The sequence below is a fragment of the Bradyrhizobium sp. WBOS07 genome, assembly GCF_024585165.1.
Classification (GTDB): domain Bacteria; phylum Pseudomonadota; class Alphaproteobacteria; order Rhizobiales; family Xanthobacteraceae; genus Bradyrhizobium; species Bradyrhizobium japonicum_B.
Genome location: NZ_CP029008.1, coordinates 1,003,810 through 1,024,222, shown reverse-complemented (window position 1 = coordinate 1,024,222; position 20,413 = coordinate 1,003,810). Strand labels below are relative to the sequence as shown.

General features: G+C 65.6%; 17 protein-coding genes. 12 read left to right on the top strand and 5 right to left on the bottom strand.

All coding sequences use genetic code 11. The annotated features are described in order from the left end of the window. Window positions 1-30: 30 nt before the first annotated feature. From DCM79_RS04815 to DCM79_RS04805, 3 genes are all read right to left on the bottom strand, one after another. The gene (locus DCM79_RS04815; RefSeq protein WP_257178879.1) at window positions 31-822 is read right to left on the bottom strand and encodes a Bax inhibitor-1/YccA family protein; all 792 of its coding nucleotides are present in this window, start codon (window positions 820-822) and stop codon (window positions 31-33) included. 281 nt (window positions 823-1,103) lie between these two features. Further along, the gene (locus tag DCM79_RS04810) at window positions 1,104-3,674 is read right to left on the bottom strand and encodes an ABC transporter permease (protein ID WP_257178878.1); all 2,571 of its coding nucleotides are present in this window, start codon (window positions 3,672-3,674) and stop codon (window positions 1,104-1,106) included. Then, window positions 3,671-4,393 carry an ABC transporter ATP-binding protein gene (locus tag DCM79_RS04805; RefSeq protein WP_257178877.1) on the bottom strand — a complete coding sequence of 241 codons (723 nt, stop codon included), beginning with the start codon at window positions 4,391-4,393 and terminating at the stop codon, window positions 3,671-3,673. The genes DCM79_RS04810 and DCM79_RS04805 overlap by 4 nt, the downstream gene beginning before the upstream one ends. Window positions 4,394-4,448: 55 nt before the next feature. Here DCM79_RS04805 and DCM79_RS04800 point away from each other — a divergent pair, with 55 nt between their 5' ends. The 12 genes from DCM79_RS04800 (at window position 4,449) to DCM79_RS04745 (ending at window position 18,530) form a co-directional block, all read left to right on the top strand. Beyond that, a complete protein-coding gene (locus DCM79_RS04800; RefSeq protein WP_257180695.1) occupies window positions 4,449-5,084 on the top strand; it encodes an arylesterase in 636 nt (211 codons plus the stop codon). A gap of 171 nt (window positions 5,085-5,255) precedes the next feature. Continuing rightward, entirely contained in the window at window positions 5,256-5,792 is a 537-nt protein-coding gene (thpR, locus tag DCM79_RS04795; protein WP_257178876.1) for an RNA 2',3'-cyclic phosphodiesterase, read from the top strand. A gap of 231 nt (window positions 5,793-6,023) precedes the next feature. Then, window positions 6,024-7,211: a cell division protein ZapE gene (zapE, locus tag DCM79_RS04790; protein ID WP_257178875.1), complete on the top strand. Its 1,188-nt coding sequence runs from the start codon at window positions 6,024-6,026 to the stop codon at window positions 7,209-7,211. 250 nt (window positions 7,212-7,461) lie between these two features. Then, the gene (gene mdh, locus DCM79_RS04785) at window positions 7,462-8,430 is read left to right on the top strand and encodes a malate dehydrogenase (protein WP_028133274.1); all 969 of its coding nucleotides are present in this window, start codon (window positions 7,462-7,464) and stop codon (window positions 8,428-8,430) included. 204 nt (window positions 8,431-8,634) lie between these two features. Next, window positions 8,635-9,834 (top strand): ADP-forming succinate--CoA ligase subunit beta, encoded by a 1,200-nt coding sequence (sucC, locus tag DCM79_RS04780; RefSeq protein WP_257178874.1) that lies wholly within the window; start codon window positions 8,635-8,637, stop codon window positions 9,832-9,834. 4 nt (window positions 9,835-9,838) lie between these two features. Then, window positions 9,839-10,318 carry a DUF1579 family protein gene (locus DCM79_RS04775; protein WP_028133272.1) on the top strand — a complete coding sequence of 160 codons (480 nt, stop codon included), beginning with the start codon at window positions 9,839-9,841 and terminating at the stop codon, window positions 10,316-10,318. Window positions 10,319-10,351: 33 nt separating this feature from the next. Then, complete coding sequence (gene sucD, locus DCM79_RS04770; protein ID WP_024338867.1) at window positions 10,352-11,236, top strand: succinate--CoA ligase subunit alpha; 885 nt, start codon at window positions 10,352-10,354, stop codon at window positions 11,234-11,236. 137 nt (window positions 11,237-11,373) lie between these two features. Then, window positions 11,374-14,343 carry a 2-oxoglutarate dehydrogenase E1 component gene (locus DCM79_RS04765; protein ID WP_257178873.1) on the top strand — a complete coding sequence of 990 codons (2,970 nt, stop codon included), beginning with the start codon at window positions 11,374-11,376 and terminating at the stop codon, window positions 14,341-14,343. A 111-nt stretch (window positions 14,344-14,454) separates the two neighbouring features. Continuing rightward, a complete protein-coding gene (gene odhB, locus DCM79_RS04760; protein WP_257178872.1) occupies window positions 14,455-15,696 on the top strand; it encodes a 2-oxoglutarate dehydrogenase complex dihydrolipoyllysine-residue succinyltransferase in 1,242 nt (413 codons plus the stop codon). A 52-nt stretch (window positions 15,697-15,748) separates the two neighbouring features. Next, window positions 15,749-16,510, top strand: coding sequence for an SDR family oxidoreductase (locus DCM79_RS04755; RefSeq protein WP_257178871.1), 762 nt, complete (start codon window positions 15,749-15,751; stop codon window positions 16,508-16,510). Between the two features lie 56 nt (window positions 16,511-16,566). Beyond that, window positions 16,567-17,967 carry a dihydrolipoyl dehydrogenase gene (lpdA, locus tag DCM79_RS04750; protein ID WP_257178870.1) on the top strand — a complete coding sequence of 467 codons (1,401 nt, stop codon included), beginning with the start codon at window positions 16,567-16,569 and terminating at the stop codon, window positions 17,965-17,967. Between the two features lie 32 nt (window positions 17,968-17,999). Then, the gene (locus DCM79_RS04745; protein WP_257178869.1) at window positions 18,000-18,530 is read left to right on the top strand and encodes a hypothetical protein; all 531 of its coding nucleotides are present in this window, start codon (window positions 18,000-18,002) and stop codon (window positions 18,528-18,530) included. Window positions 18,531-18,683: 153 nt separating this feature from the next. Here the strand turns inward: DCM79_RS04745 and DCM79_RS04740 are convergent, their stop codons facing one another. Next, complete coding sequence (locus DCM79_RS04740; protein WP_257178868.1) at window positions 18,684-19,271, bottom strand: DUF4337 domain-containing protein; 588 nt, start codon at window positions 19,269-19,271, stop codon at window positions 18,684-18,686. Window positions 19,272-19,427: 156 nt separating this feature from the next. Next, window positions 19,428-20,393 carry a tyrosine recombinase XerC gene (locus DCM79_RS04735; RefSeq protein WP_257178867.1) on the bottom strand — a complete coding sequence of 322 codons (966 nt, stop codon included), beginning with the start codon at window positions 20,391-20,393 and terminating at the stop codon, window positions 19,428-19,430. Window positions 20,394-20,413: the final 20 nt, after the last annotated feature.

The window sequence follows — 20,413 nt, the reverse complement described above, 5'->3', positions numbered from 1 at the left end:
GGGTTCGTGTCGTTCGCTCTGGTCCGTCGCCTACTCGCGCTGGCCGAGCAGCTGCAGCAGCAGCGTGAACAGGTTGATGAAGTTCAGGTACAGCGACAGTGCGCCGGTGATGGCCGCACGCTCTGCGATGTCACCGCCGGCCGAGGCATAGCCGTAGATGTAGTCGTTCTTCAGCCGCTGGGTATCCCAGGCGGTGAGGCCCGAGAACACCAGCACGCCGACCACCGACACGATGAACTGCAGCATCGAGCTGGCCAGGAACAGGTTCACCAGGCTGGCGAGAACGATACCGATCAGGCCCATGAACAGGAACGAGCCCATGCCGGTGAGGTCACGCTTGGTGGTGTAGCCATAGAGGCTCAGGGCACCGAAGGTGGCCGCGGTGATGAAGAACACCCGCACGATCGAGGTGTGCGTGAACACCAGGAAGATCGACGACAGCGAGATGCCCATCAGCGCCGAGAACACCCAGAACAGGATCTGGGCGGTCGAGGGAGCCAGACGGTTGATGCCCGCCGAGATCACGAACACCATCGCCAGCGGCGCGAGCATGAACAGCCACTTCAGGGGGCTGACGAACATCGCGTAGCCGAACGGCGTCAGGAACAGCTTGCCGACGCGCACCGCGTCCGGCGTCGCGACGTCGGTCACGGCAGCCATGTAGACGCCGAGCGCGGCAAGGCCGGTGATGGCCAGGCCGATGGTCATGTAGTTGTAGATGCGCAGCATGTAGGCGCGCAGGCCGGCATCGACCGTCGCGGCGTCAACACGCCCGGCGGCCCTGCCGAAAGGAGAAGCGTAGTTACGGTCTAGGTCCGACATGGTCGAATTCCCGTTGGTTGGTCCGGTCCGGCACGAGGGTCGCCATGCCGCCGGTTCGTCAAATTCTATCTCGGATACCGACGCCAGCCGGCTAAATTTTGGCTAACGATCCGGACTCCGAACCCATTCGATATGTGGGAAACTAACACATCCGCTGCAACCTTCCACGCGCGGCTGAATGTCGCCCTTGGCGGCAATCCTGACGCGAACCTGACGAGCAGTCGTGGTTAATCGCGGGAATCGTGCGATTCCGCATCGGTGAGGGCATCCGCTACCATTTGTCACAAATTCCGCAACACCGTGGCGGGCTTTTTGTTCAACGCCAGCAGCGTGCCCGCGAGCCCGAGCCCGACGGTGACCACGAGCGCGGCCGCCACGACCCCAGCCGCGCTGCCGGCCTGCCAGACGAAGCTGAGCGTCATCAGCCGCGTCACGATCATCCAGGCCGCGACGCTGCCGGCGATCACCCCGAACAAGGCGGTGGCCAGCCCGATCAGGAGGTATTCGAGCGCATAGGCGCCCAGCAGCCGCAGCCGCGTCGCGCCCAGCGTCTTCAGGATCACGGCATCGTAGACCCGGTGGCGATGACCGGCGGCAAGCGCCCCGCCCAGCACCAGGATCGCCGAGATCAGGGTCACCGCGCTGGCGCCGCGAATCGCCAGCGCCAGATTGGTCACCACCGAGCCGACGGTCTCCATCACCTCGCGCACCCGCACGCTCGTCACCATCGGATAGGCGTCGGCCACCTGCCTGATGATCTTGCCGTCGGCTGCGGCATTTCCGCCCGGTTCCGTCAGCGTCGCGATATGGGTGTGCGGCGCGCCCTTGAAGGCGTTCGGCGAGAACACCAGGACGAAGTTGATGCCGAGCCCCTGCCAGTCGATGGTGCGCAGATTGCCGATCCTGGCCGGGATGTCGCGGCCGAGCACGTTGACCACAATCTCGTCGCCGAGCTTGAGGCCCAGTCCGTCGGCGATCTTCTTCTCCATCGAGACCAGGGTCGGGCCGGAATAATCGGCGCTCCACCATTCGCCCTCGACCACCTTGGAGCCTTTCGGCAGCTCGCCGGTATAGGTCAGGCCGCGGTCGCTCTGCAGCACCCATTCGGAATCGGCGGACGGCTTGAGCTCTTCGGCACGCAGCCCGCGCGCGGCGACGATGCGCCCGCGCAGCATCGGGACGTCCTCGACCTTCGCGCCGGGCGCGATCTTGCGGAGATAATCGTCGAACGGTGCGGCCTGCCCACTCGGAATGTCGATGAAGAAGAACGACGGCGCCTGATCGGGGAGGGCCGCGAGGAACTGCCGCCGCAGATTGCCGTCGATCTGGGTGATGGTGACGAGCACCGCGAGCCCGAGCCCCAGCGACAGCACGACCGAGGGCGTCAGCGCGCCCGGCCGGTGGATGTTGGCGATCGCGAGCCGCAGCATCGGCAGCCGCGTCCGCGGCAGCCGCCGCGCGATCGCCATCAGCAGGGCGGCGATGCCGCGCAGCAGCGCGAACACGACGACCGAGGAGGCCACGAACACCGCGGCGATGCGCTTGTCGAAGGAGAGCCCGATCACCACGGTGATGAGCAGGGCGATCACCACGCCCATAAACACGAGATAGCCCGCGCGCGGCCGGTGCCATTCCGAGCTGACGGTATCGCGGAACAAGGCGGCCACCGGCACGTCGTGGACGCGGCCGAGCGGCCACAGGCCGAAGGCCAGCGCGGTCAGGAGGCCGTAGACGAACGACAGCGCGAGCTCGTCGGCATGCACGGCTGGCACCACCGGCAGCGGCAGCAGCTTGCCGAACAGGCCGACGATGGCAAAAGGCATGGCAGCGCCGAGCGCAAGGCCGATCACCGAGCCGATGCCCGCGAGCACGAGAACCTGCGCCAGATAGATGCCGAACACGTCGCGGCCGGTGGCGCCGACGGCCTTGAGGGCCGCGATCACCTCGATCCGGCGGTCGATATGGCTCTTCACCGCATTGGCGACGCCGACACCGCCGACCAGCAGCGCGGCGAGCCCGACCAGCGTCAGGAACTGGGTGAAGCGGTTGATGTTGCGTTCGAGCTGCGGCGAGGCGTTGGAGCGGCTGCGGATCTCCCAGCCGGCCTGCGGCGCGGCGCTCCGCGCATCCGCGATGAAGGCTTCGGTGGCGCGCTCGTTGTTGGCGGCTTCAGGCAGCTTCACCCGGTAGACCCAGCGCACCAGGCTGCCGGGCTGGATCAGGTCGGTAGCGCGTAGGCCGGCCTGGCTGATCAGGAAGCGCGGGCCGAAGCCGATGCCGCCGGCGAGCTTGTCGGGCTCGGCTTCGACCGTCGAGCGGATCTGGAAGGTCGCCGAGCCGATCGTGACACGGCCGCCGATCTTCAGCGACAGGCGCGCCAGCAGGGTCGGATCGGCGGCCGCGCCGAACGTGCCGTCGCGCTCCGCGAGCAGGTCGGACATCGCCAGCTGTGGCGCCAGCGTGAGCTGGCCCAGCATCGGATAGGTGTCGTCGACCGCCTTCATCTCGACCAGGGCGAGCTGGCCGTCGGCCGCGCGCGCCATGCCGCGCAAGGTGGCGGCGGTCGACACCGTGCCGCGCGAGCGCAGGAAGGCAACCTCCTCGGGTCTGGCTTCGCGCTGGAACAGCACGAAGGAGACGTCGCCGCCGAGCAGCGTGCGGCCCTCGCGGGCAAGGCCGTCGGAGAGGCTCGCCGACACCGAGCCGACGCCGGCGATCGCCATCACGCCGAGCGCGATACAGGCGATGAAGACGTAGAAGCCGCGCAGGCCGCCGCGCAATTCGCGTAGCGCATAACGCAGCGACAGCGCGACGCCGTTCGGCTTCGCAAAGGGCTCGGCCGCCGTGCTCATGCCGGCGCAGTCTGCGTGTCGATGCGGCCCGAGCGCAGGCGGATCACCCGATCGCAGCGATGCGCCAGCGAGGAATCGTGCGTCACCAGCACCAGGGTCATGCCGCGCTCGGCGTGCTTGCTGAACAGGAGATCGACGATCTGTTGTCCGGTGGCCTCGTCGAGATTGCCGGTCGGCTCGTCGGCGACGAGGATGGCGGGATCGGGCGCCAGCGCGCGGGCCAGCGCGACACGCTGCTGCTCGCCGCCCGAGAGCTGCGTCGGATAATGATGCAGGCGGTCGCCGAGCCCGACCGATTGCAGCTCCTCTGCCGCGCGGCGCGCGGCATCGGGATTGCCGGCAAGCTCGAGCGGCACCGCGACGTTCTCCAGCGCCGTCATGGTCGGGATCAGATGAAAGGACTGGAAGACGATGCCGACCTGCCGGCCGCGAAAGCGAGCCAGCGCATCCTCGTCGAGGGCATTGAAAGGCGTGCCTGAGACCACCACCTCTCCGCTGTCAGGACGCTCCAGCCCCGCCATCACCATCAGCAGCGTGGATTTGCCCGAGCCTGACGGGCCGATCAGGCCGACCGTCTCGCTACGGCCGACCCGCAAGCTGATATTCTTGAGGATGTGAACGCGTGCCGCGCCCGTGCCCAATGAGAGATTGACGTTGGAGATGGCGATGGTGTCCGCCGACGTGACGGCGAGCGAAGAGGGATCGATGCGAGTGTCCATGGTCCGGTCATATGGCAACTCCGATAGCGCGGTCGAGAGGCGTTACGGATTGTTCATGCACATAGCCGTGTTGATGCTCGCCTTCATGACAATGGCGAACCCGGCCTGGGCGGACGCGACAAAGCCGATCAAGCTCGTCGTGCTCGGCGATTCCCTGAGCGCCGGCCTCGGCCTGCCGGCTCAGGACGCATTCCCCCAGAAGCTAAAAAAGGCTTTGCAGGCCAAGGGCATAGCAGTGGACATGACCAATGCCGGGGTGTCCGGCGACACCACTTCCGGCGGCCGCGACCGGCTCGACTGGTCCGTCCCCGAGGGAACCGACGGGGTCATCGTCGAGCTCGGCGCCAACGATGCCCTGCGCGGCATCGCTCCCGATCTGGCGCGCGCCGCGCTCGCCGACATCGTCCAGCGGCTCAAGGCGCGCAAGATCGCGGTGATGCTGTGCGGCATGCTGGCGCCGCCGAATTACGGCGCCGATTATGCCGCGCGATTCAATTCGATTTATCCGGATCTGGCGAAACAATTCGACGTGCCGCTCTACCCCTTCTTTCTGGAGGGCGTTGCGGCCGACGCCAAGCTCAACCAGCCCGACGGCATTCATCCGACCGCTGAAGGAGTCGACATCATCGTCGGCAACATCATGCCCGCCGTGCAGGCATTCGTTGGCACGATCGCTGAGCAACGGCGTTGAAAGCAGGCAGCGCGATCAGTAATTCCCAGGGTTTTACCGGGGTGAGGCGCGGCATGCTTCGCAGAGTCACACAACTGCGATAGGAATCAGGGTACCGGTGATTCGTCGCCGGCTCTAATTTGGATATGATCCTGCTCGGGGATCGTACCCAAGCATCGGGAGTGCGAAACGATGCCGCGTTTGTTCACGGGTCTGGAAATTCCGGCCGAGATCGGCCAGGCGCTTTCCAACTTGAGAGGAGGCCTTCCCGGCGCCCGCTGGATCGATCCCGAAAATTATCACGTCACCTTGCGCTTCATCGGCGATATCGACGGCGTCTCCGCCAACGAGATCGCCTCGATGCTGTTTCGCGTCGACCGCAAGCCCTTCGAGGTCAAGGTGCAGGGCCTCACCAGTTTCGGCGGCCGCAAGCCACGCGCCGTCGTCGCGACCATCGCGCCGAGCAAGCCGCTGATGGAATTGCAGGCCGAGCTCGAACGCATGATGCAGCGGATCGGCCTCAATCCTGAAGGCCGCAAGTTCATTCCCCATGTGACGCTGGCCCGGCTGCACGATGCCACCGACCGCGACGTCGCCGACTATCTCTCGCTGCGCGGCTATTTCCCGAGCAAGGCGTTCATGGCCGAGCGGTTCGTGCTGTTCTCCTCGCGCGCCTCGACCGGCGGCGGCCCTTACGTTGTCGAGGACGCCTACGAGCTGTGCGAGTAGCAATCGCTCTCGTGCCCCGGACGCAGTGCGCCACGCAGCGGCACTGCTGAGCCGGGGCCCATCGCTCCAAGATCGGTGTACGAAACAGTGGGTCCCGGCTTTGCGCAGCATCACACCGGACGATGCTTCGCATCGCCGGGAGTGCCGCAGCGCGTCCGGGACACGGAACGCATAGCGCCCCGCACCAATTGACGGCTTGCAATTTCCGCCGGTCTCTGGCGGTAAAGGGCCATGCTCTCGACCCCCAGTTCCCCCTTCAGCGATGCCTATCAGGCCCAGATCGCCTCCGGCGCGATCGAGGCCGATGCTGCGCAGGCGGAGGTCGCCGAGGCCTATGCCGCGCTGGACCTGCGGCTGGCGACCTACAGCCCCAAACGCAAGCAGGGCCTGCTCAGCCGCCTGTTCGGCGGCGGTGACAAGGATGATGTGCCGCGCGGGCTCTACATCCATGGCGAGGTCGGCCGCGGCAAGACCATGCTGATGGATCTGTTCTTCCAGCACTCCGATGTCGAGCACAAGCGCCGCGCGCATTTCCACGAATTCATGGCCGACGTGCATGAGCGCATCTACGACTATCGCCAGAGCATCGCGCGCGGCGAGATCGCCGACGGCGACGTCATCGCACTGACCGCGAATGCGATCTTCGAGGAGAGCTGGCTGCTCTGCTTCGACGAATTCCACGTCACCGACATCGCGGATGCCATGATCCTGGGACGGCTGTTCGCCAAATTGTTCGAGCTCGGTACCGTCGTGGTCGCGACCTCCAACGTGGCGCCTGACGATCTCTACAAAGGCGGCCTGAACCGGTCGCTGTTCCTGCCCTTCATCAAGCAGATCACCGACCACATGGACGTCGCGCGGCTCGATGCGCGCACCGACTTCCGGCTGGAGAAGCTGCAGGGCGTGCCGATGTGGCTGACGCCGGCCGATCGCGATGCGGACGCTGCGCTCGATCGCGCCTGGTCGCGGATGTCGGGCGGCGCCAAATGCCGCTCGCGCGACATTTCGATCAAGGGCCGCATCCTGCACGTGCCGTGCTCCGCTCACGGCGTGGCGCGGTTTTCGTTCGCCGACCTCTGCGAGAAGCCGCTCGGCGCATCGGATTACCTCAGGCTGGCGCACGATTATCACACCATCCTGGTCGACCATATTCCAGTGATGGATTTCTCCCAGCGCAACGCCGCCAAGCGCTTCATCACGCTGATCGACACGCTCTATGACAATGCGGTGAAGCTGATGGCCTCGGCCGACGCCAACCCGATTTCGCTGTACCTCGCCCATGAGGGCACTGAGGCCATGGAATTCAAGCGGACCGCCTCGCGCCTGATCGAGATGAGCTCGGAATCCTACCTGGCGCTGGCTCACGGCCGCAAGGATTCCACCGCCAGCGGCTCCACCAAGGGCCTGGTAGAGACTTAAGTCCTATTTGTGCCAGCGCTGTCATTCCGGGGCGTCGCGAAGCGGCGAGCCCGGAATCCATTTCTCAGCGCGCTCCGCCGCGATGGATTCCGGGCTCGCGACTTTCGTCGCGCCCGGAATGACAGGGCTGCGTGCCCGCGGCCGCGCCAAGCCCGACAATTGGGCATTGGGCGACTTGAACGGGGGAGGCGAAAGGGATAACCACCCGTCTCAGTTTTCCCCTCCTTACGTGTCTAAAGGACAGGCTCACATGGCGCGCGACAAGATTGCTTTGATTGGCTCCGGTCAGATCGGCGGAACGCTGGCTCACCTCATCGGCCTGAAGGAACTGGGCGACGTCGTGATGTTCGACATCGCCGAGGGCGTGCCGCAGGGCAAGGCGCTCGACATCGCGCAGTCCTCGCCGGTCGATGGCTTCGACGCGCACTACACCGGCGCCAATTCCTACGAGGCGCTCGACAATGCCAAGGTCTGCATCGTCACCGCCGGCGTGCCGCGCAAGCCCGGCATGAGCCGCGACGACCTGCTCTCCATCAACCTCAAGGTCATGGAGCAGGTCGGTGCCGGCATCAAGAAGTACGCGCCCGACGCCTTCGTCATCTGCATCACCAACCCGCTCGACGCGATGGTCTGGGCGCTGCAGAAGGCTTCCGGCCTGCCGCACAAGAAGGTCGTCGGCATGGCCGGCGTGCTGGATTCGGCCCGCTTCCGCTACTTCCTGGCCGACGAGTTCAACGTCTCCGTTGAAGACGTCACCGCCTTCGTGCTGGGCGGCCATGGCGACACCATGGTGCCGCTGGTGAAGTATTCCACCGTTGCCGGCATTCCGCTGCCCGACCTCGTCAAGATGGGCTGGACGTCGCAGGCGCGCCTCGACGAGATCGTCGACCGCACCCGCAACGGCGGCGCCGAGATCGTCAACCTGCTCAAGACCGGCTCGGCCTTCTACGCGCCGGCCGCCTCGGCAATCGCGATGGCCGAGAGCTATCTGCGTGACAAGAAGCGCGTGCTGCCCTGCGCCGCCTACCTCAATGGCGAGTACAGCGTGAAGGACATGTATGTCGGCGTGCCCGTCGTGATCGGCGCCAAGGGCGTCGAGCGCGTCGTCGAGATCGAGCTTGCCGGCAAGGATCGCGAGGCCTTCGACAAGTCGGTCGGTGCCGTGCAGGGTCTGGTCGATGCCTGCAAGAAGATCGCACCTGATCTTCTCGGCCGCTGAGGCGCAAACAATCCCGCCGAAGATCGAAACCCGGTCTTCGGCGGTTTCACTTCCGCACCCCACTGACCGGGGTGGGGTTCCGGTTTCGGCAGAGATCTCGATGTCAAAGAATCCGGGTTGCAGTTCCTGTGGTATATGGTATGCCAGCCACAAGACTGAGGCGGGCCCATGGGGTCACCGCCCGCGGGTTCAGGGAGCGACCATATGAATATCCATGAATATCAGGCCAAAGCGCTGCTGCATGAATTCGGCGTTCCGATTTCGCGCGGCGTAGCGGTTCTCAAGGCCTCGGACTCCGACGCCGCAGCAAAGAAGCTTCCCGGCCCGGTCTGGGTGGTGAAGAGCCAGATCCATGCCGGCGGGCGCGGCAAGGGCAAGTTCAAGGAAGCGTCCGCCGGGGACAAGGGCGGGGTCCGCATCGCCAAGTCGGTGGAAGAGGTCAACGAATTCGCCAAGCAGATGCTGGGCGCCACGCTGGTGACCGTGCAGACCGGCCCGGCCGGCAAGCAGGTCAACCGCCTCTACATCGAGGACGGCTCCGACATCGACAAGGAATTCTACCTCTCGATCCTGGTCGACCGCGAGACCTCGCGCGTCTCCTTCGTGGTGTCGACCGAAGGCGGCGTCAACATCGAGGACGTCGCACACAACACGCCCGAGAAGATCGTCACTTTCTCGGTCGATCCCGCCACCGGCATCATGGGCCATCACGGCCGCACCGTGGCGAAGGCGCTGAATCTGTCCGGCGATCTCGCCAAGCAGGCCGAGAAGCTCACCGCGCAACTCTACGCCGCCTTCGTCGCCAGGGACATGTCGATGCTGGAGATCAATCCGCTCGTCGTCACCAAGCAGGGTGAGCTCCGCGTGCTCGACGCCAAGGTGTCGTTCGATGACAACGCCATGTTCCGCCATCCCGAGATCGCGGTGTCGTTGCGCGATCTGACCGAGGAAGACGCCAAGGAAATCGAGGCGTCGAAATACGATCTCAACTACGTCACGCTCGACGGCGACATCGGCTGCATGGTCAACGGTGCCGGTCTCGCCATGGCGACGATGGACATCATCAAGCTTTACGGCATGGCGCCGGCGAACTTCCTCGACGTCGGCGGCAGCGCCAGCAAGGAGAAGGTCGCCGCCGCGTTCAAGATCATCACCGCCGATCCCAACGTGAAGGGCATCCTGGTCAACATCTTCGGCGGCATCATGAAGTGCGACGTGATCGCCGAGGGCGTCACGGCGGCGGTTCGCGAAGTCGGCCTCAGCGTGCCGCTGGTGGTCCGCCTCGAAGGCACCAACGTCGAGCTCGGCAAGAAGATCATTCGTGAATCCGGCCTCAACGTGGTGCCGGCCGACAATCTCGACGACGCCGCGCAGAAGATCGTGAAGGCCGTCAAGGGAGGCTAACGCCATGGCCCAGGACCATCTCGCCGCATCATCCCCGCTTCCCGAGCATGCGCGCCTCGCCGCGTTCGCCGGCGAATGGGATGGTGAGGAGATGGTCTTCCCGTCGCGCTGGACGGCGGGCGGGCCGGCGACCTCGCGCACCGTCGCGCGCATGGATCTCAACGGGTTCTACCTGATCCAGGACTCGGTCCAGATGCGCGATGGCAAGCAGATCTTCGCCACCCACGGCATCTTCAGCTACGACCGCGACGACCGGACCTACAAATTGTTCTGGTACGACTCGCTCGGCTACACGCCGCCCTCGCCCGCCTCCGGCGGCTGGGTCGGCAAGACCCTGACGCTGGTGCGCGGCTCGCTCCGCGGCAATGCGCGCCACGTCTACGAGATCATCAACGAGGATTCCTACTCGTTGAAGATTCAGTTCTCGCCGGACGCGGAAGGCTGGGCTGACGTGCTCACCGGCGTCTACCGCCGCATCCACTGACCACTCACTCGTTAGTTCGCGAAAGCAGACCTCATGTCCATCCTGATCGACAAGAACACCAAGGTCATCTGCCAGGGCTTCACCGGCAAGAACGGCACCTTCCATTCCGAGGCCGCGATCGCCTATGGCACCAAGATGGTCGGCGGCACCTCGCCAGGCAAAGGCGGCTCGACGCATCTGGGCCTGCCGGTGTTCGACACCGTGCGCGAGGCGCGCGAGAAGACCGGCGCGGATGCGTCGGTGATCTACGTGCCGCCCCCGGGCGCGGCGGATGCGATCTGCGAGGCCATCGACGCCGAGATCCCGCTGATCGTCTGCATCACCGAGGGCATTCCCGTCCTCGACATGGTGCGGGTGAAGCGTTCGCTGCTCGGCTCCAAGTCCCGCCTTATCGGGCCGAACTGCCCGGGCGTCATGACCGCCGGCGAATGCAAGATCGGCATCATGCCCGCCAACATCTTCAAGACCGGCTCGGTCGGCATTGTCTCCCGTTCGGGCACGCTGACTTACGAAGCCGTGTTCCAGACCTCCCAGGAGGGCCTCGGCCAGACCACCGCGGTCGGCATCGGCGGCGACCCGGTCAAGGGCACCGAATTCATCGACGTGCTGGAAATGCTGCTGGCCGATCCCAAGACCGAATCGATCATCATGATCGGCGAGATCGGCGGTTCGGCCGAGGAGGATGCCGCCCAGTTCCTCAAGGACGAGGCCAAGCGCGGCCGCAAGAAGCCCATGGTCGGCTTCATCGCCGGTGTCACCGCCCCTCCCGGCCGCCGCATGGGCCATGCCGGCGCGATCATTTCGGGAGGCAAGGGCGACGCCGGTTCCAAGACCGAGGCGATGAAATCGGCAGGGATTACAGTGTCTCCCTCGCCCGCCCGGCTCGGCCATACGCTTGCCGAAAAGTTGAAAGGCTAATTCACTTCTTCGTGCTTTTCCGGGCGAAGTTTCGCAGCAAATAGGGTAAAGGGTGCCTGTCGCGCCGAGCCTCTGCCGGGGAGCTCGGTGCCAGCGCCGTTTGTTATGCGCGAACCGAAATCGCCAGGAACTCCAGTATGTCTCGCCAGGACGCGAACGCAGCCTTTGCCTTGTCATCATTTTTGCAGGGCACCAACGCCACCTACATCGACGAAATCTACGCCCGCTACGAGAAGGACCCGTCCTCGGTCGACGCCGAATGGCAGGAGTTCTTCAAGAGCCTCAACGACCAGCCGGCTGACGTCCGGAAGAACGCGGAAGGCCCGTCCTGGGAGCGCGACAACTGGCCGCTGACGCCGCAGGACGATCTCACCTCCGCTCTCGATGGCAATTGGGCCGAAGTCGAGAAGGCGGTCGGCGCCAAGATCGCCGCCAAGGCGCAGGCCAAGGGCGGTGACAAGGGCGCGAGCCTCTCCTCCGCCGACCTGCTCCAGGCGACGCGCGATTCCGTCCGCGCCCTGATGCTGATCCGCTCCTACCGCATGCGCGGTCATTTCCATGCCAAGCTCGATCCGCTCGGCATCGAAGCCCAGCGCAACCGCGAAGAGCTCGATCCGCGCACCTACGGCTTCAGCGAAGCCGATTTCGACCGCAAGATCTTCCTCGATCACGTGCTCGGTCTCGAATACGGCACCTTGCGCGAGATCACCGCGATCTGCGAGCGTACCTACTGCCAGACGCTCGGCGTCGAGTTCATGCACATCAGCAACGCCGCGCAGAAGGCGTGGATTCAGGAGCGCATCGAGGGGCCCGACAAGGAGATCTCGTTCACCCGCGAAGGCCGCAGGGCCATCCTGATGAAGCTGGTCGAAGCCGAAGGCTTCGAGAAGTTCTGCGACACCAAGTTCACCGGCACCAAGCGCTTCGGTCTCGACGGCGGCGAGGCGCTGATCCCGGCGCTGGAACAGATCATCAAGCGCGGCGGCAATCTCGGCGTGAAGGAGATCGTGCTGGGCATGCCGCATCGCGGCCGCCTCAACGTGCTGACGCAGGTGATGGGCAAGGCGCACCGCGCCCTGTTCCACGAATTCAAGGGCGGCTCGGCCAATCCCGACGCGGTCGAAGGCTCTGGCGACGTCAAGTATCACCTCGGCGCCTCCTCGGACCGCGAGTTCGACGGCAACCGCATCCATCTGTCGCTGACCGCCAACCCCTCGCATCTCGAGATCGTCGATCCCGTCGTGCTCGGCAAGGTGCGCGCGAAGCAGGACCAGCACGGCGATCCGCCCGATATGCGCATCTCCGTGATGCCGCTGCTGATGCACGGCGACGCCGCGTTCGCAGGTCAAGGCGTGGTCGCCGAGTGCTTCGGCCTGTCCGACCTGAAGGGCTACCGCACCGGCGGCTCCGTGCACTTCATCGTCAACAACCAGATCGGCTTCACCACCTATCCGCGTTATTCTCGTTCTTCGCCTTACCCGTCGGATGTGGCGAAGATGATCGACGCGCCGATCTTCCACGTCAACGGCGACGATCCGGAAGCCGTGGTGTTCGCGGCCAAGGTCGCGACGGAATTCCGGCAGAAATTCCACAAGCCCGTCGTCATCGACATGTGGTGCTACCGCCGCTACGGCCACAATGAGGGCGACGAGCCGGCGTTCACCCAGCCGGTGATGTACAAGCGCATCGCGGCCCATCCCTCGACCCTGACGCTCTACTCCAAGCGCCTGATCGCCGAGGGCGTGGTCACCGAGGGCGAGGTCGACAAGCTGAAGGCCGACTGGCGCGCCCGGCTCGATGCCGAGTTCGAGGCCGGCACCTCCTACAAGCCAAACAAGGCCGACTGGCTCGACGGCAAATGGGCGGGCTTCAAGATCGCCGACCAGGAAGAGGACGCCCGCCGCGGCGTCACCGGCGTCGATCTGCCGATCCTGAAGGACATCGGCCGCAAGATCACCAAGGTGCCGGACGGCTTCCGCGTCCACCGCACCATCCAGCGCTTCCTGGAGAACCGCTCCAAGGCGATCGAGAGCGGCAACGGCATCGATTGGGCAACCGGCGAGGCGCTGGCGTTCTGCACGCTCTTGAACGAGAACCACCATGTCCGCCTGTCCGGCCAGGACTGCGAGCGCGGTACCTTCTCGCAGCGCCACTCGGTCCTGATCGACCAGGAGGACGAGAGCCGCTACACCCCGTTCAACCATCTCGGCGGCGAGCAGGGCCATTACGAGGTCATCAACTCGCTGCTGTCGGAAGAGGCCGTGCTCGGCTTCGAATACGGCTATTCGCTTGCCGAGCCGAACACGCTGACGCTGTGGGAAGCCCAGTTCGGCGACTTCGCCAACGGCGCGCAGGTCGTGTTCGACCAGTTCATCTCCTCGGGCGAGCGCAAATGGCTGCGCATGTCCGGCCTCGTCTGCCTGCTGCCGCACGGCTATGAGGGCCAGGGACCGGAGCATTCCTCGGCGCGCCTCGAGCGTTTCCTGCAGATGTGCGCCGAAGACAACATGCAGGTGGTCTACCCGACTACGCCGGCGAACTACTTCCACGCGCTGCGCCGCCAGCTGCATCGCGAGATCCGCAAGCCGCTGATCATGATGACGCCGAAGTCGCTGCTGCGTCACAAGCGGGCGGTGTCGCGTCTGGAGGAGCTGGCGAAGGGGACGACCTTCCACCGCATCCTCTATGATGACGCCCAGATGCTGCCGAACGAGGCCATCAAGCTCGTCCCCGACGAGAAGGTCCGCCGCATCGTGCTGTGCTCCGGCAAGGTCTATTACGACCTCTACGAGGAGCGCGAGAAGCGCGGCATCGACGACATCTATCTGATGCGCGTCGAGCAGCTCTATCCGGTGCCGCTGAAGGCGCTGGTGGCCGAGCTGTCGCGCTTCAAGAAGGCCGAAGTGGTGTGGTGCCAGGAAGAGCCCCGCAACATGGGTGCCTGGCACTTCATCGAGCCCTATCTGGAATGGGTGCTGAACCAGGTGAACGGCGCGAGCCGGCGTCCGCGTTACGTCGGCCGCGCCGCTTCCGCTGCGACCGCCACGGGTCTGATGTCCAAGCATCAGGCGCAGCTGAAGGCGTTCCTGGACGAAGCACTGAGCTGAGAAGTTTTTAAGACGCTGTCATCATGCCCCGCCCCAGTGCGCAAGCGCGCACTAGGCGGGCGATGACACTTGAATTCCTGTCCGCGACTGCGATCCCTTAAGGAAAAGACCATGACTGAAATTCGTGTGCCGACGCTCGGCGAATCCGTCACCGAGGCCACCATCGGCCGCTGGTTCAAGAAGGCCGGCGATCCCGTCGCCGTCGACGAGCCCCTCGTGGAGCTCGAGACCGACAAGGTCACTATCGAAGTGCCCGCGCCCTCCGCCGGCACGCTGAGCGAGATCATCGCCGCCGATGGCGCGACCGTTGCGGTCGGCGCGCTGCTCGGCCAGATTACGGAAGGTGCCGGTGCAGCCAAGCCGGCCGCCGCGCCGGCGAAGCCGGCTGCTGCTCCCGCACCCGCTGCTGCAGCTCCGGCCGCTGCCGCTGCCCCGAAGGCGCCGCCGGCCGATGCGCCGCTCGCGCCCTCGGTGCGAAAACTCTCCGCCGAGACCGGCATCGACGCCTCGACCGTTCCGGGCTCCGGCAAGGACGGCCGCGTCACCAAGGGCGACATGCTGGCCGCGATCGAGCGGGCGGCCTCGGCGCCGACCCCGGTTAACCAACCCGCCGCCGCCGTGCAGGTCCGCGCGCCATCGCCGGCCGATGACGCAGCCCGCGAAGAGCGCGTCAAGATGACCCGGCTGCGCCAGACCATCGCGCGCCGCCTCAAGGACGTGCAGAACACCGCGGCCATGCTGACGACCTTCAACGAGGTCGACATGACCAACGTCATGGCGCTGCGCGCGCATTACAAGGACGCGTTCGAGAAGAAGCACGGCGCCAAGCTCGGCTTCATGGGCTTCTTCACCAAGGCGGTGGTGCAGGCGCTGAAGGACATCCCGGCGGTCAACGCCGAGATCGACGGCACCGACCTGATCTACAAGAACTATTATCACATCGGCGTCGCCGTCGGCACCGACAAGGGTCTCGTCGTCCCCGTGGTGCGCGACTGCGACCACAAGTCGATCTCCGACATCGAGAAGAGCATCGCCGATTTCGGCCGCCGCGCCCGCGACGGTCAGCTCAAGATCGACGAGATGCAGGGCGGCACCTTTACCATCACCAATGGCGGCATCTACGGCTCGCTGATGTCGACCCCGATCCTGAACGCGCCGCAGTCCGGCATCCTCGGCATGCACAAGATCCAGGAGCGCCCGATGGTCGTCGGCGGCAAGATCGAGGTCCGCCCGATGATGTACCTGGCGCTGTCCTACGATCACCGCGTCATCGACGGCAAGGAAGCCGTCACCTTCCTGGTTCGCGTCAAGGAGAGCCTGGAAGATCCGGCGCGCCTGGTGCTCGACCTCTGATTCCTGATGCTCTGCGAGCGCCGTCGCCAGGCGCGACGGCGCGTGTCGAACCATGGAGGCTGACGTGACGGATAAGGTCGTTGTCATCACCGGCGGCAGCCGCGGCATCGGGCGGGCGACCGCGATCGCGGCGGCCGCGCGCGGCTACCGGGTCGTGGTCGGCTATGCCAGCAACAAGAAGGCTGCCGACGAGGTGGTGGCGCAGATCGAGGCCAGCAACGGCAAGGCCGTTGCGGTGAAGTGCGATGTCGCCGAGGAGCGCGACATCATCGACCTGTTCAAGCAGGCCGACAAGTTCGGCACGCTAGGGGCGCTCGTCAACAATGGCGGCATCGTCGGCACCAGCGGCGTACGCGTCGACGAGATGTCGGCCGAGCGCATCCAGCGCGTGCTGGCGGTCAACGTCACGGGTTCGATCCTCTGCGCGCGCGAGGCGGTGAAGCGGATGTCGACCCGGCACGGCGGCGAGGGCGGCGTGATCGTCAATCTGTCGTCGGTCGCCGCCAGGCTCGGCGCGCCCAACACCTATGTCGACTATGCCGCGTCCAAGGGCGCGATCGATTCCTTCACCACTGGCCTCGGCTATGAGGTCGCCGGCGAAGGCATTCGCGTCGCGGGCATTCGCCCCGGCCTGATCGATACGGAAATCCACGCCTCGGGCGGCGAGCCCGACCGGCACCATCGCCTGGCCCATATGGTGCCGATGAAGCGCGTCGGCACCGCCGACGAGATCGCGAACGCCATCCTCTGGCTGATGTCGGACGAGGCCTCCTACATCACCGCAGCCACTCTCGATGTGTCCGGCGGACGCTGACGCGCCGCGCGGACGCTGACACAATCTCATCACGCTAAACTTACGGGACTTCTCTCATGGCTACCTACGATCTCGTCGTCATCGGCACTGGACCTGGCGGATACGTCTGCGCGGTGCGCGCCAGCCAGCTCGGCATGAAGGTCGCCGTGGTCGAAAAGAACGCCACCCTCGGCGGCACCTGCCTCAATGTCGGCTGCATGCCGTCGAAGGCGCTGCTGCACGCCTCCGAGATGTTCGAGGAGGCCGCGCACTCCTTCGCCAAGATGGGCGTGTCGGTGTCGGCGCCGAAGCTCGATCTTCCGGCGATGATGAACTTCAAGCAGCAGGGCATCGACGGCAACGTCAAGGGCGTCGAATTCCTGATGAAGAAGAACAAGATCGACGTGCTCAAGGGCACCGGCAAGATCCTCGGCACCGGCAAGGTCGAGGTTTCCGCCGACGGCAAGTCCCAGGTGGTCGAGACCAAGAACATCGTGATCGCCACCGGCTCCGACATCGCGCGCCTCAAGGGCATCGAGATCGACGAGAAGCGCATCGTGTCGTCCACCGGCGCGCTGTCGCTGGACAAGGTCCCCGGCAAGCTCCTGATCGTCGGCGCAGGCGTGATCGGCCTCGAGCTCGGCTCGGTCTGGCATCGCCTGGGCGCCGAAGTCGTCGTCGTCGAATTCCTCGACCGCATCCTGCCCGGCATGGACGGCGAGATCGCCAAGCAATTCCAGCGCATCCTGGAAAAGCAGGGCTTTGCATTCAAGCTCGGGGCCAAGGTCACCGGCGTCGATACCTCCGGCAAGACGCTGAAGGCGACGGTCGAGCCCGCCGCCGGCGGCGCCGCCGAGACGCTGGAGGCCGACGTCGTGCTCGTCTGCATCGGCCGCGTGCCCTACACCGACGCGCTCGGGCTCAAGGAAGCCGGCGTCGCGCTCGACAATCGCGGCCGCGTGCAGATCGATCCGCACTTCGCCACCAACCTGAAGGGCGTCTATGCCATCGGAGACGTCGTTGCCGGCCCGATGCTGGCGCACAAGGCCGAGGACGAAGGCGTTGCGGTGGCCGAGATCATTGCCGGCCAGGCCGGCCATGTGAATTACGATGTGATCCCGGGTGTCGTGTATACCTCGCCGGAAGTATCCTCCGTCGGCAAGACCGAGGAGGAGCTGAAGCAGGCGGGCGTGGCCTACACCGTCGGAAAGTTTCCGTTCACCGCCAACGGCCGCTCCAAGGTCAATCAGACCACTGACGGCTTCGTGAAGATTCTCGCAGATGCGAAGACCGATCGCGTGCTCGGCGTGCACATCATCGGCCGCGAAGCCGGCGAAATGATCCACGAGGCCTGTGTTCTCATGGAGTTCGGCGGCAGTGCGGAAGATCTCGCGCGCACCTGCCACGCCCATCCGACCCGCTCGGAGGCCGTCAAGGAAGCCGCGCTTGCAGTCGGCAAGCGGGCCATCCATATGTAGCCACGCCCGGCGCCGAATCGGGCGGGAAACACATGCTGCGCCGCCTTCTTCAACCGCTCTGGGTCCTGCTTGCGATCATCTTCCTGATCGAAGCCTGGCTGTGGGACCATCTCGAGCCGATCGTTGCCAGGATCGTCGCGGCCATCCCGCTGGCGCGCTTCAAGCATTGGCTGACGGAGCGCGTCAATGCGCTGTCGCCGGCCATGACGCTGATCGTGTTCGCCGTCCCGGTCGTGCCGCTGTTTCCGCTCAAGCTGGTCGGCCTCTGGCTGCTCGCACACCAATACTGGACCAGCGCGGTCTTCATGATCGTGTTCGCAAAGCTGGTCGGCGTCGGCGTCACCGCCTTCGTGTTCGACGTGACGCGCCACAAGCTGCTGGAGATGCACTGGTTCGAGCGGATCTACGACCTGGTGCTGAGGATCCGCGCCAAGGCCGCCGAGCTGGTCAATCCGATCAAGCAGCGCATCCGCGAGCTGATCGCCGGCAACGGCGAGGGATGGTCGTCACGGACGCTGCGCATGATCCAGCGCTTCAGGAAGAGCGTGCATCAGGCGCGGTGACACACACTCAGCGTCATTGCCCGCGAAGGCGGGCAATCCAGTATTCCACCAGCGGGCGTGATTGAACCGAGAGGCTGCGGCGTGCTGGATGCCCCGGTCAAGCCGGAGCATGACACTGCTGTGCGGTTTCAAGCGTGCGCGACGGCGCACCTCCTAATGCAAATGCAAAAGATGCGGCCACCACAGGCCGAGCGCCGTCATGAACAGGCCGGCAATGGTCAGCACGCCGCTGACATAGGCCAGCGCGAGCATGCCGGTGATGATGGTGGCCGAGGCCAGCACGATGCCGATCTGGAACGCGGCCGAGGCCAGCTCGAAATGATGGTATTTCGCGGTTGCCTCGTCGCGCGCGTGCTCGGCGTGCTTGGCCTTCTCGGCGAGCTGCTCGGTGCCTTCGCCGGTCTCGGGCTCGGAGCGGTAGCGCGCCGCCGTCCTGGCCCAGTCGTCGATCTGCTTCTGCACCGCGGGCTTCTGCGCCTCGTCGGCGGCGGCGAGCGCGAGCTTGCCCTGTTCGCCTGCGGTCACCACCACGGTGCGGCGGATGCTCTTGGCCTGGAAGAACGCCCAGAGATTGGCGGCCTCGACGTTCTTGCTGATCGATTCGGTCTGCGCGCCCTTGCCGAGCGTCTCCGAGATCGCCAGGAACAGCGCCAGCACCGCGATCAGGAGCGCGATCTTCTTGTTCGAGCCGGACGCGTGTTCGGCGTGCTCGGCGTGCTCCATGCTTTCGTGTGCGCCCATGATGTCTCTCCTGCCTCGGTTCCGCAACGATTGAACCAACCGCGCGGCCTGCGCAAGAGGGAGCGAAGTTATGACGTCAGTATGTCAGCCACTCTCGTGTCCCGGACGCGGCGCGGCGTGTAACGCTGCGTCCGCGGCACGAGAGCTCGTCAAGTGTCACCGCCGCGGATGTGCGCTCGCGTAGACTTCGAGCAGACGCTCGGAATCGATGCCGGTATAGACCTGCGTGGTCGACAGCGAGGAATGGCCGAGCAATTCCTGGATGGCGCGCAAGTCGCCGCCGCGCGAGAGCAGATGCGTGGCGAAGGAATGGCGCAGCGCGTGCGGGGTGGCGCTGTCGGGCAGACCGAGCGCGCCGCGCAGACGCTCCATCGCCAGCTGGATGATGCGCGGGCCCAAGGGCCCGCCGCGCGCGCCGACGAAGATCGGCCCCTCCGCCGGCAGCGGATAGGGGCACATCGCGACGTACTCCTGCACCAGCTCGAGCACGTTCTGCAGCACCGGCACCATGCGGGTCTTGTTGCCCTTGCCGGTCACGACCAGCACGTCGCCCTCGCCGGGGCGCGGCACCTCGCGGCGCTTCAACCCCAACGCTTCGGAGATGCGCAGGCCGGAGCCGTACAGCAGCGCCATCACCGCGGCATCGCGTGCCAGGATCCAGGTCTCGCGGTCCTCGCCGGCGCGCTCGTCGGCATCGGCCAGACGTTTTGCGGACGCCATCGGCAGCGGCTTCGGCAGGCTCTTGGCCACCTTCGGCGCGCGAATCGCGGAGAGTGCGCCGACCTTGCCCTTGCCCTCGCGCTCGAGGAAGCGGCCGAACGAGCGCAGCCCCGCGAGCGCACGCATCAGGCTGCGGCCGGCGATGTCGTCGGCCCGGCGCATCGCCATGAAGGCGCGCACATCGGTGGCTTCCAGCGCGGCGAAACGCTCGAGCGTGACGCGCTCGCCCCAATGGGCACAGAGGAAATCCAGGCATTGCCGCAAGTCGCGGCCATAGGCCTCCAGCGTCTTCGGCGACAGCCGCCGCTCGGCGCCGAGATGCGACAGCCAGCGCGTCATCTCCTGCGCGATCGAGGGATCGGCGCTGGCGAGCTCGAGTCTTGGGGCGGCTGCTTTGCTCATGCGCTCTGGACGGAATGATT

Excerpts from the sequence above, each read along its gene's own strand:
- DCM79_RS04745 (WP_257178869.1), top strand. The coding sequence starts at position 18,000 with ATGCTGCGCCGCCTTCTTCAACCGCTCTGGGTCCTGCTTGCGATCATC.
- DCM79_RS04740 (WP_257178868.1), bottom strand. The coding sequence starts at position 19,271 with ATGGGCGCACACGAAAGCATGGAGCACGCCGAGCACGCCGAACACGCG.
- zapE (WP_257178875.1), top strand. The coding sequence starts at position 6,024 with ATGCTCTCGACCCCCAGTTCCCCCTTCAGCGATGCCTATCAGGCCCAG.
- DCM79_RS04800 (WP_257180695.1), top strand. The coding sequence starts at position 4,449 with ATGCACATAGCCGTGTTGATGCTCGCCTTCATGACAATGGCGAACCCG.
- DCM79_RS04775 (WP_028133272.1), top strand. The coding sequence starts at position 9,839 with ATGGCCCAGGACCATCTCGCCGCATCATCCCCGCTTCCCGAGCATGCG.
- DCM79_RS04735 (WP_257178867.1), bottom strand. The coding sequence starts at position 20,393 with ATGAGCAAAGCAGCCGCCCCAAGACTCGAGCTCGCCAGCGCCGATCCC.
- thpR (WP_257178876.1), top strand. The coding sequence starts at position 5,256 with ATGCCGCGTTTGTTCACGGGTCTGGAAATTCCGGCCGAGATCGGCCAG.
- DCM79_RS04755 (WP_257178871.1), top strand. The coding sequence starts at position 15,749 with ATGGAGGCTGACGTGACGGATAAGGTCGTTGTCATCACCGGCGGCAGC.
- lpdA (WP_257178870.1), top strand. The coding sequence starts at position 16,567 with ATGGCTACCTACGATCTCGTCGTCATCGGCACTGGACCTGGCGGATAC.
- mdh (WP_028133274.1), top strand. The coding sequence starts at position 7,462 with ATGGCGCGCGACAAGATTGCTTTGATTGGCTCCGGTCAGATCGGCGGA.
- DCM79_RS04805 (WP_257178877.1), bottom strand. The coding sequence starts at position 4,393 with ATGGACACTCGCATCGATCCCTCTTCGCTCGCCGTCACGTCGGCGGAC.
- sucD (WP_024338867.1), top strand. The coding sequence starts at position 10,352 with ATGTCCATCCTGATCGACAAGAACACCAAGGTCATCTGCCAGGGCTTC.
- odhB (WP_257178872.1), top strand. The coding sequence starts at position 14,455 with ATGACTGAAATTCGTGTGCCGACGCTCGGCGAATCCGTCACCGAGGCC.
- sucC (WP_257178874.1), top strand. The coding sequence starts at position 8,635 with ATGAATATCCATGAATATCAGGCCAAAGCGCTGCTGCATGAATTCGGC.
- DCM79_RS04815 (WP_257178879.1), bottom strand. The coding sequence starts at position 822 with ATGTCGGACCTAGACCGTAACTACGCTTCTCCTTTCGGCAGGGCCGCC.
- DCM79_RS04810 (WP_257178878.1), bottom strand. The coding sequence starts at position 3,674 with ATGAGCACGGCGGCCGAGCCCTTTGCGAAGCCGAACGGCGTCGCGCTG.
- DCM79_RS04765 (WP_257178873.1), top strand. The coding sequence starts at position 11,374 with ATGTCTCGCCAGGACGCGAACGCAGCCTTTGCCTTGTCATCATTTTTG.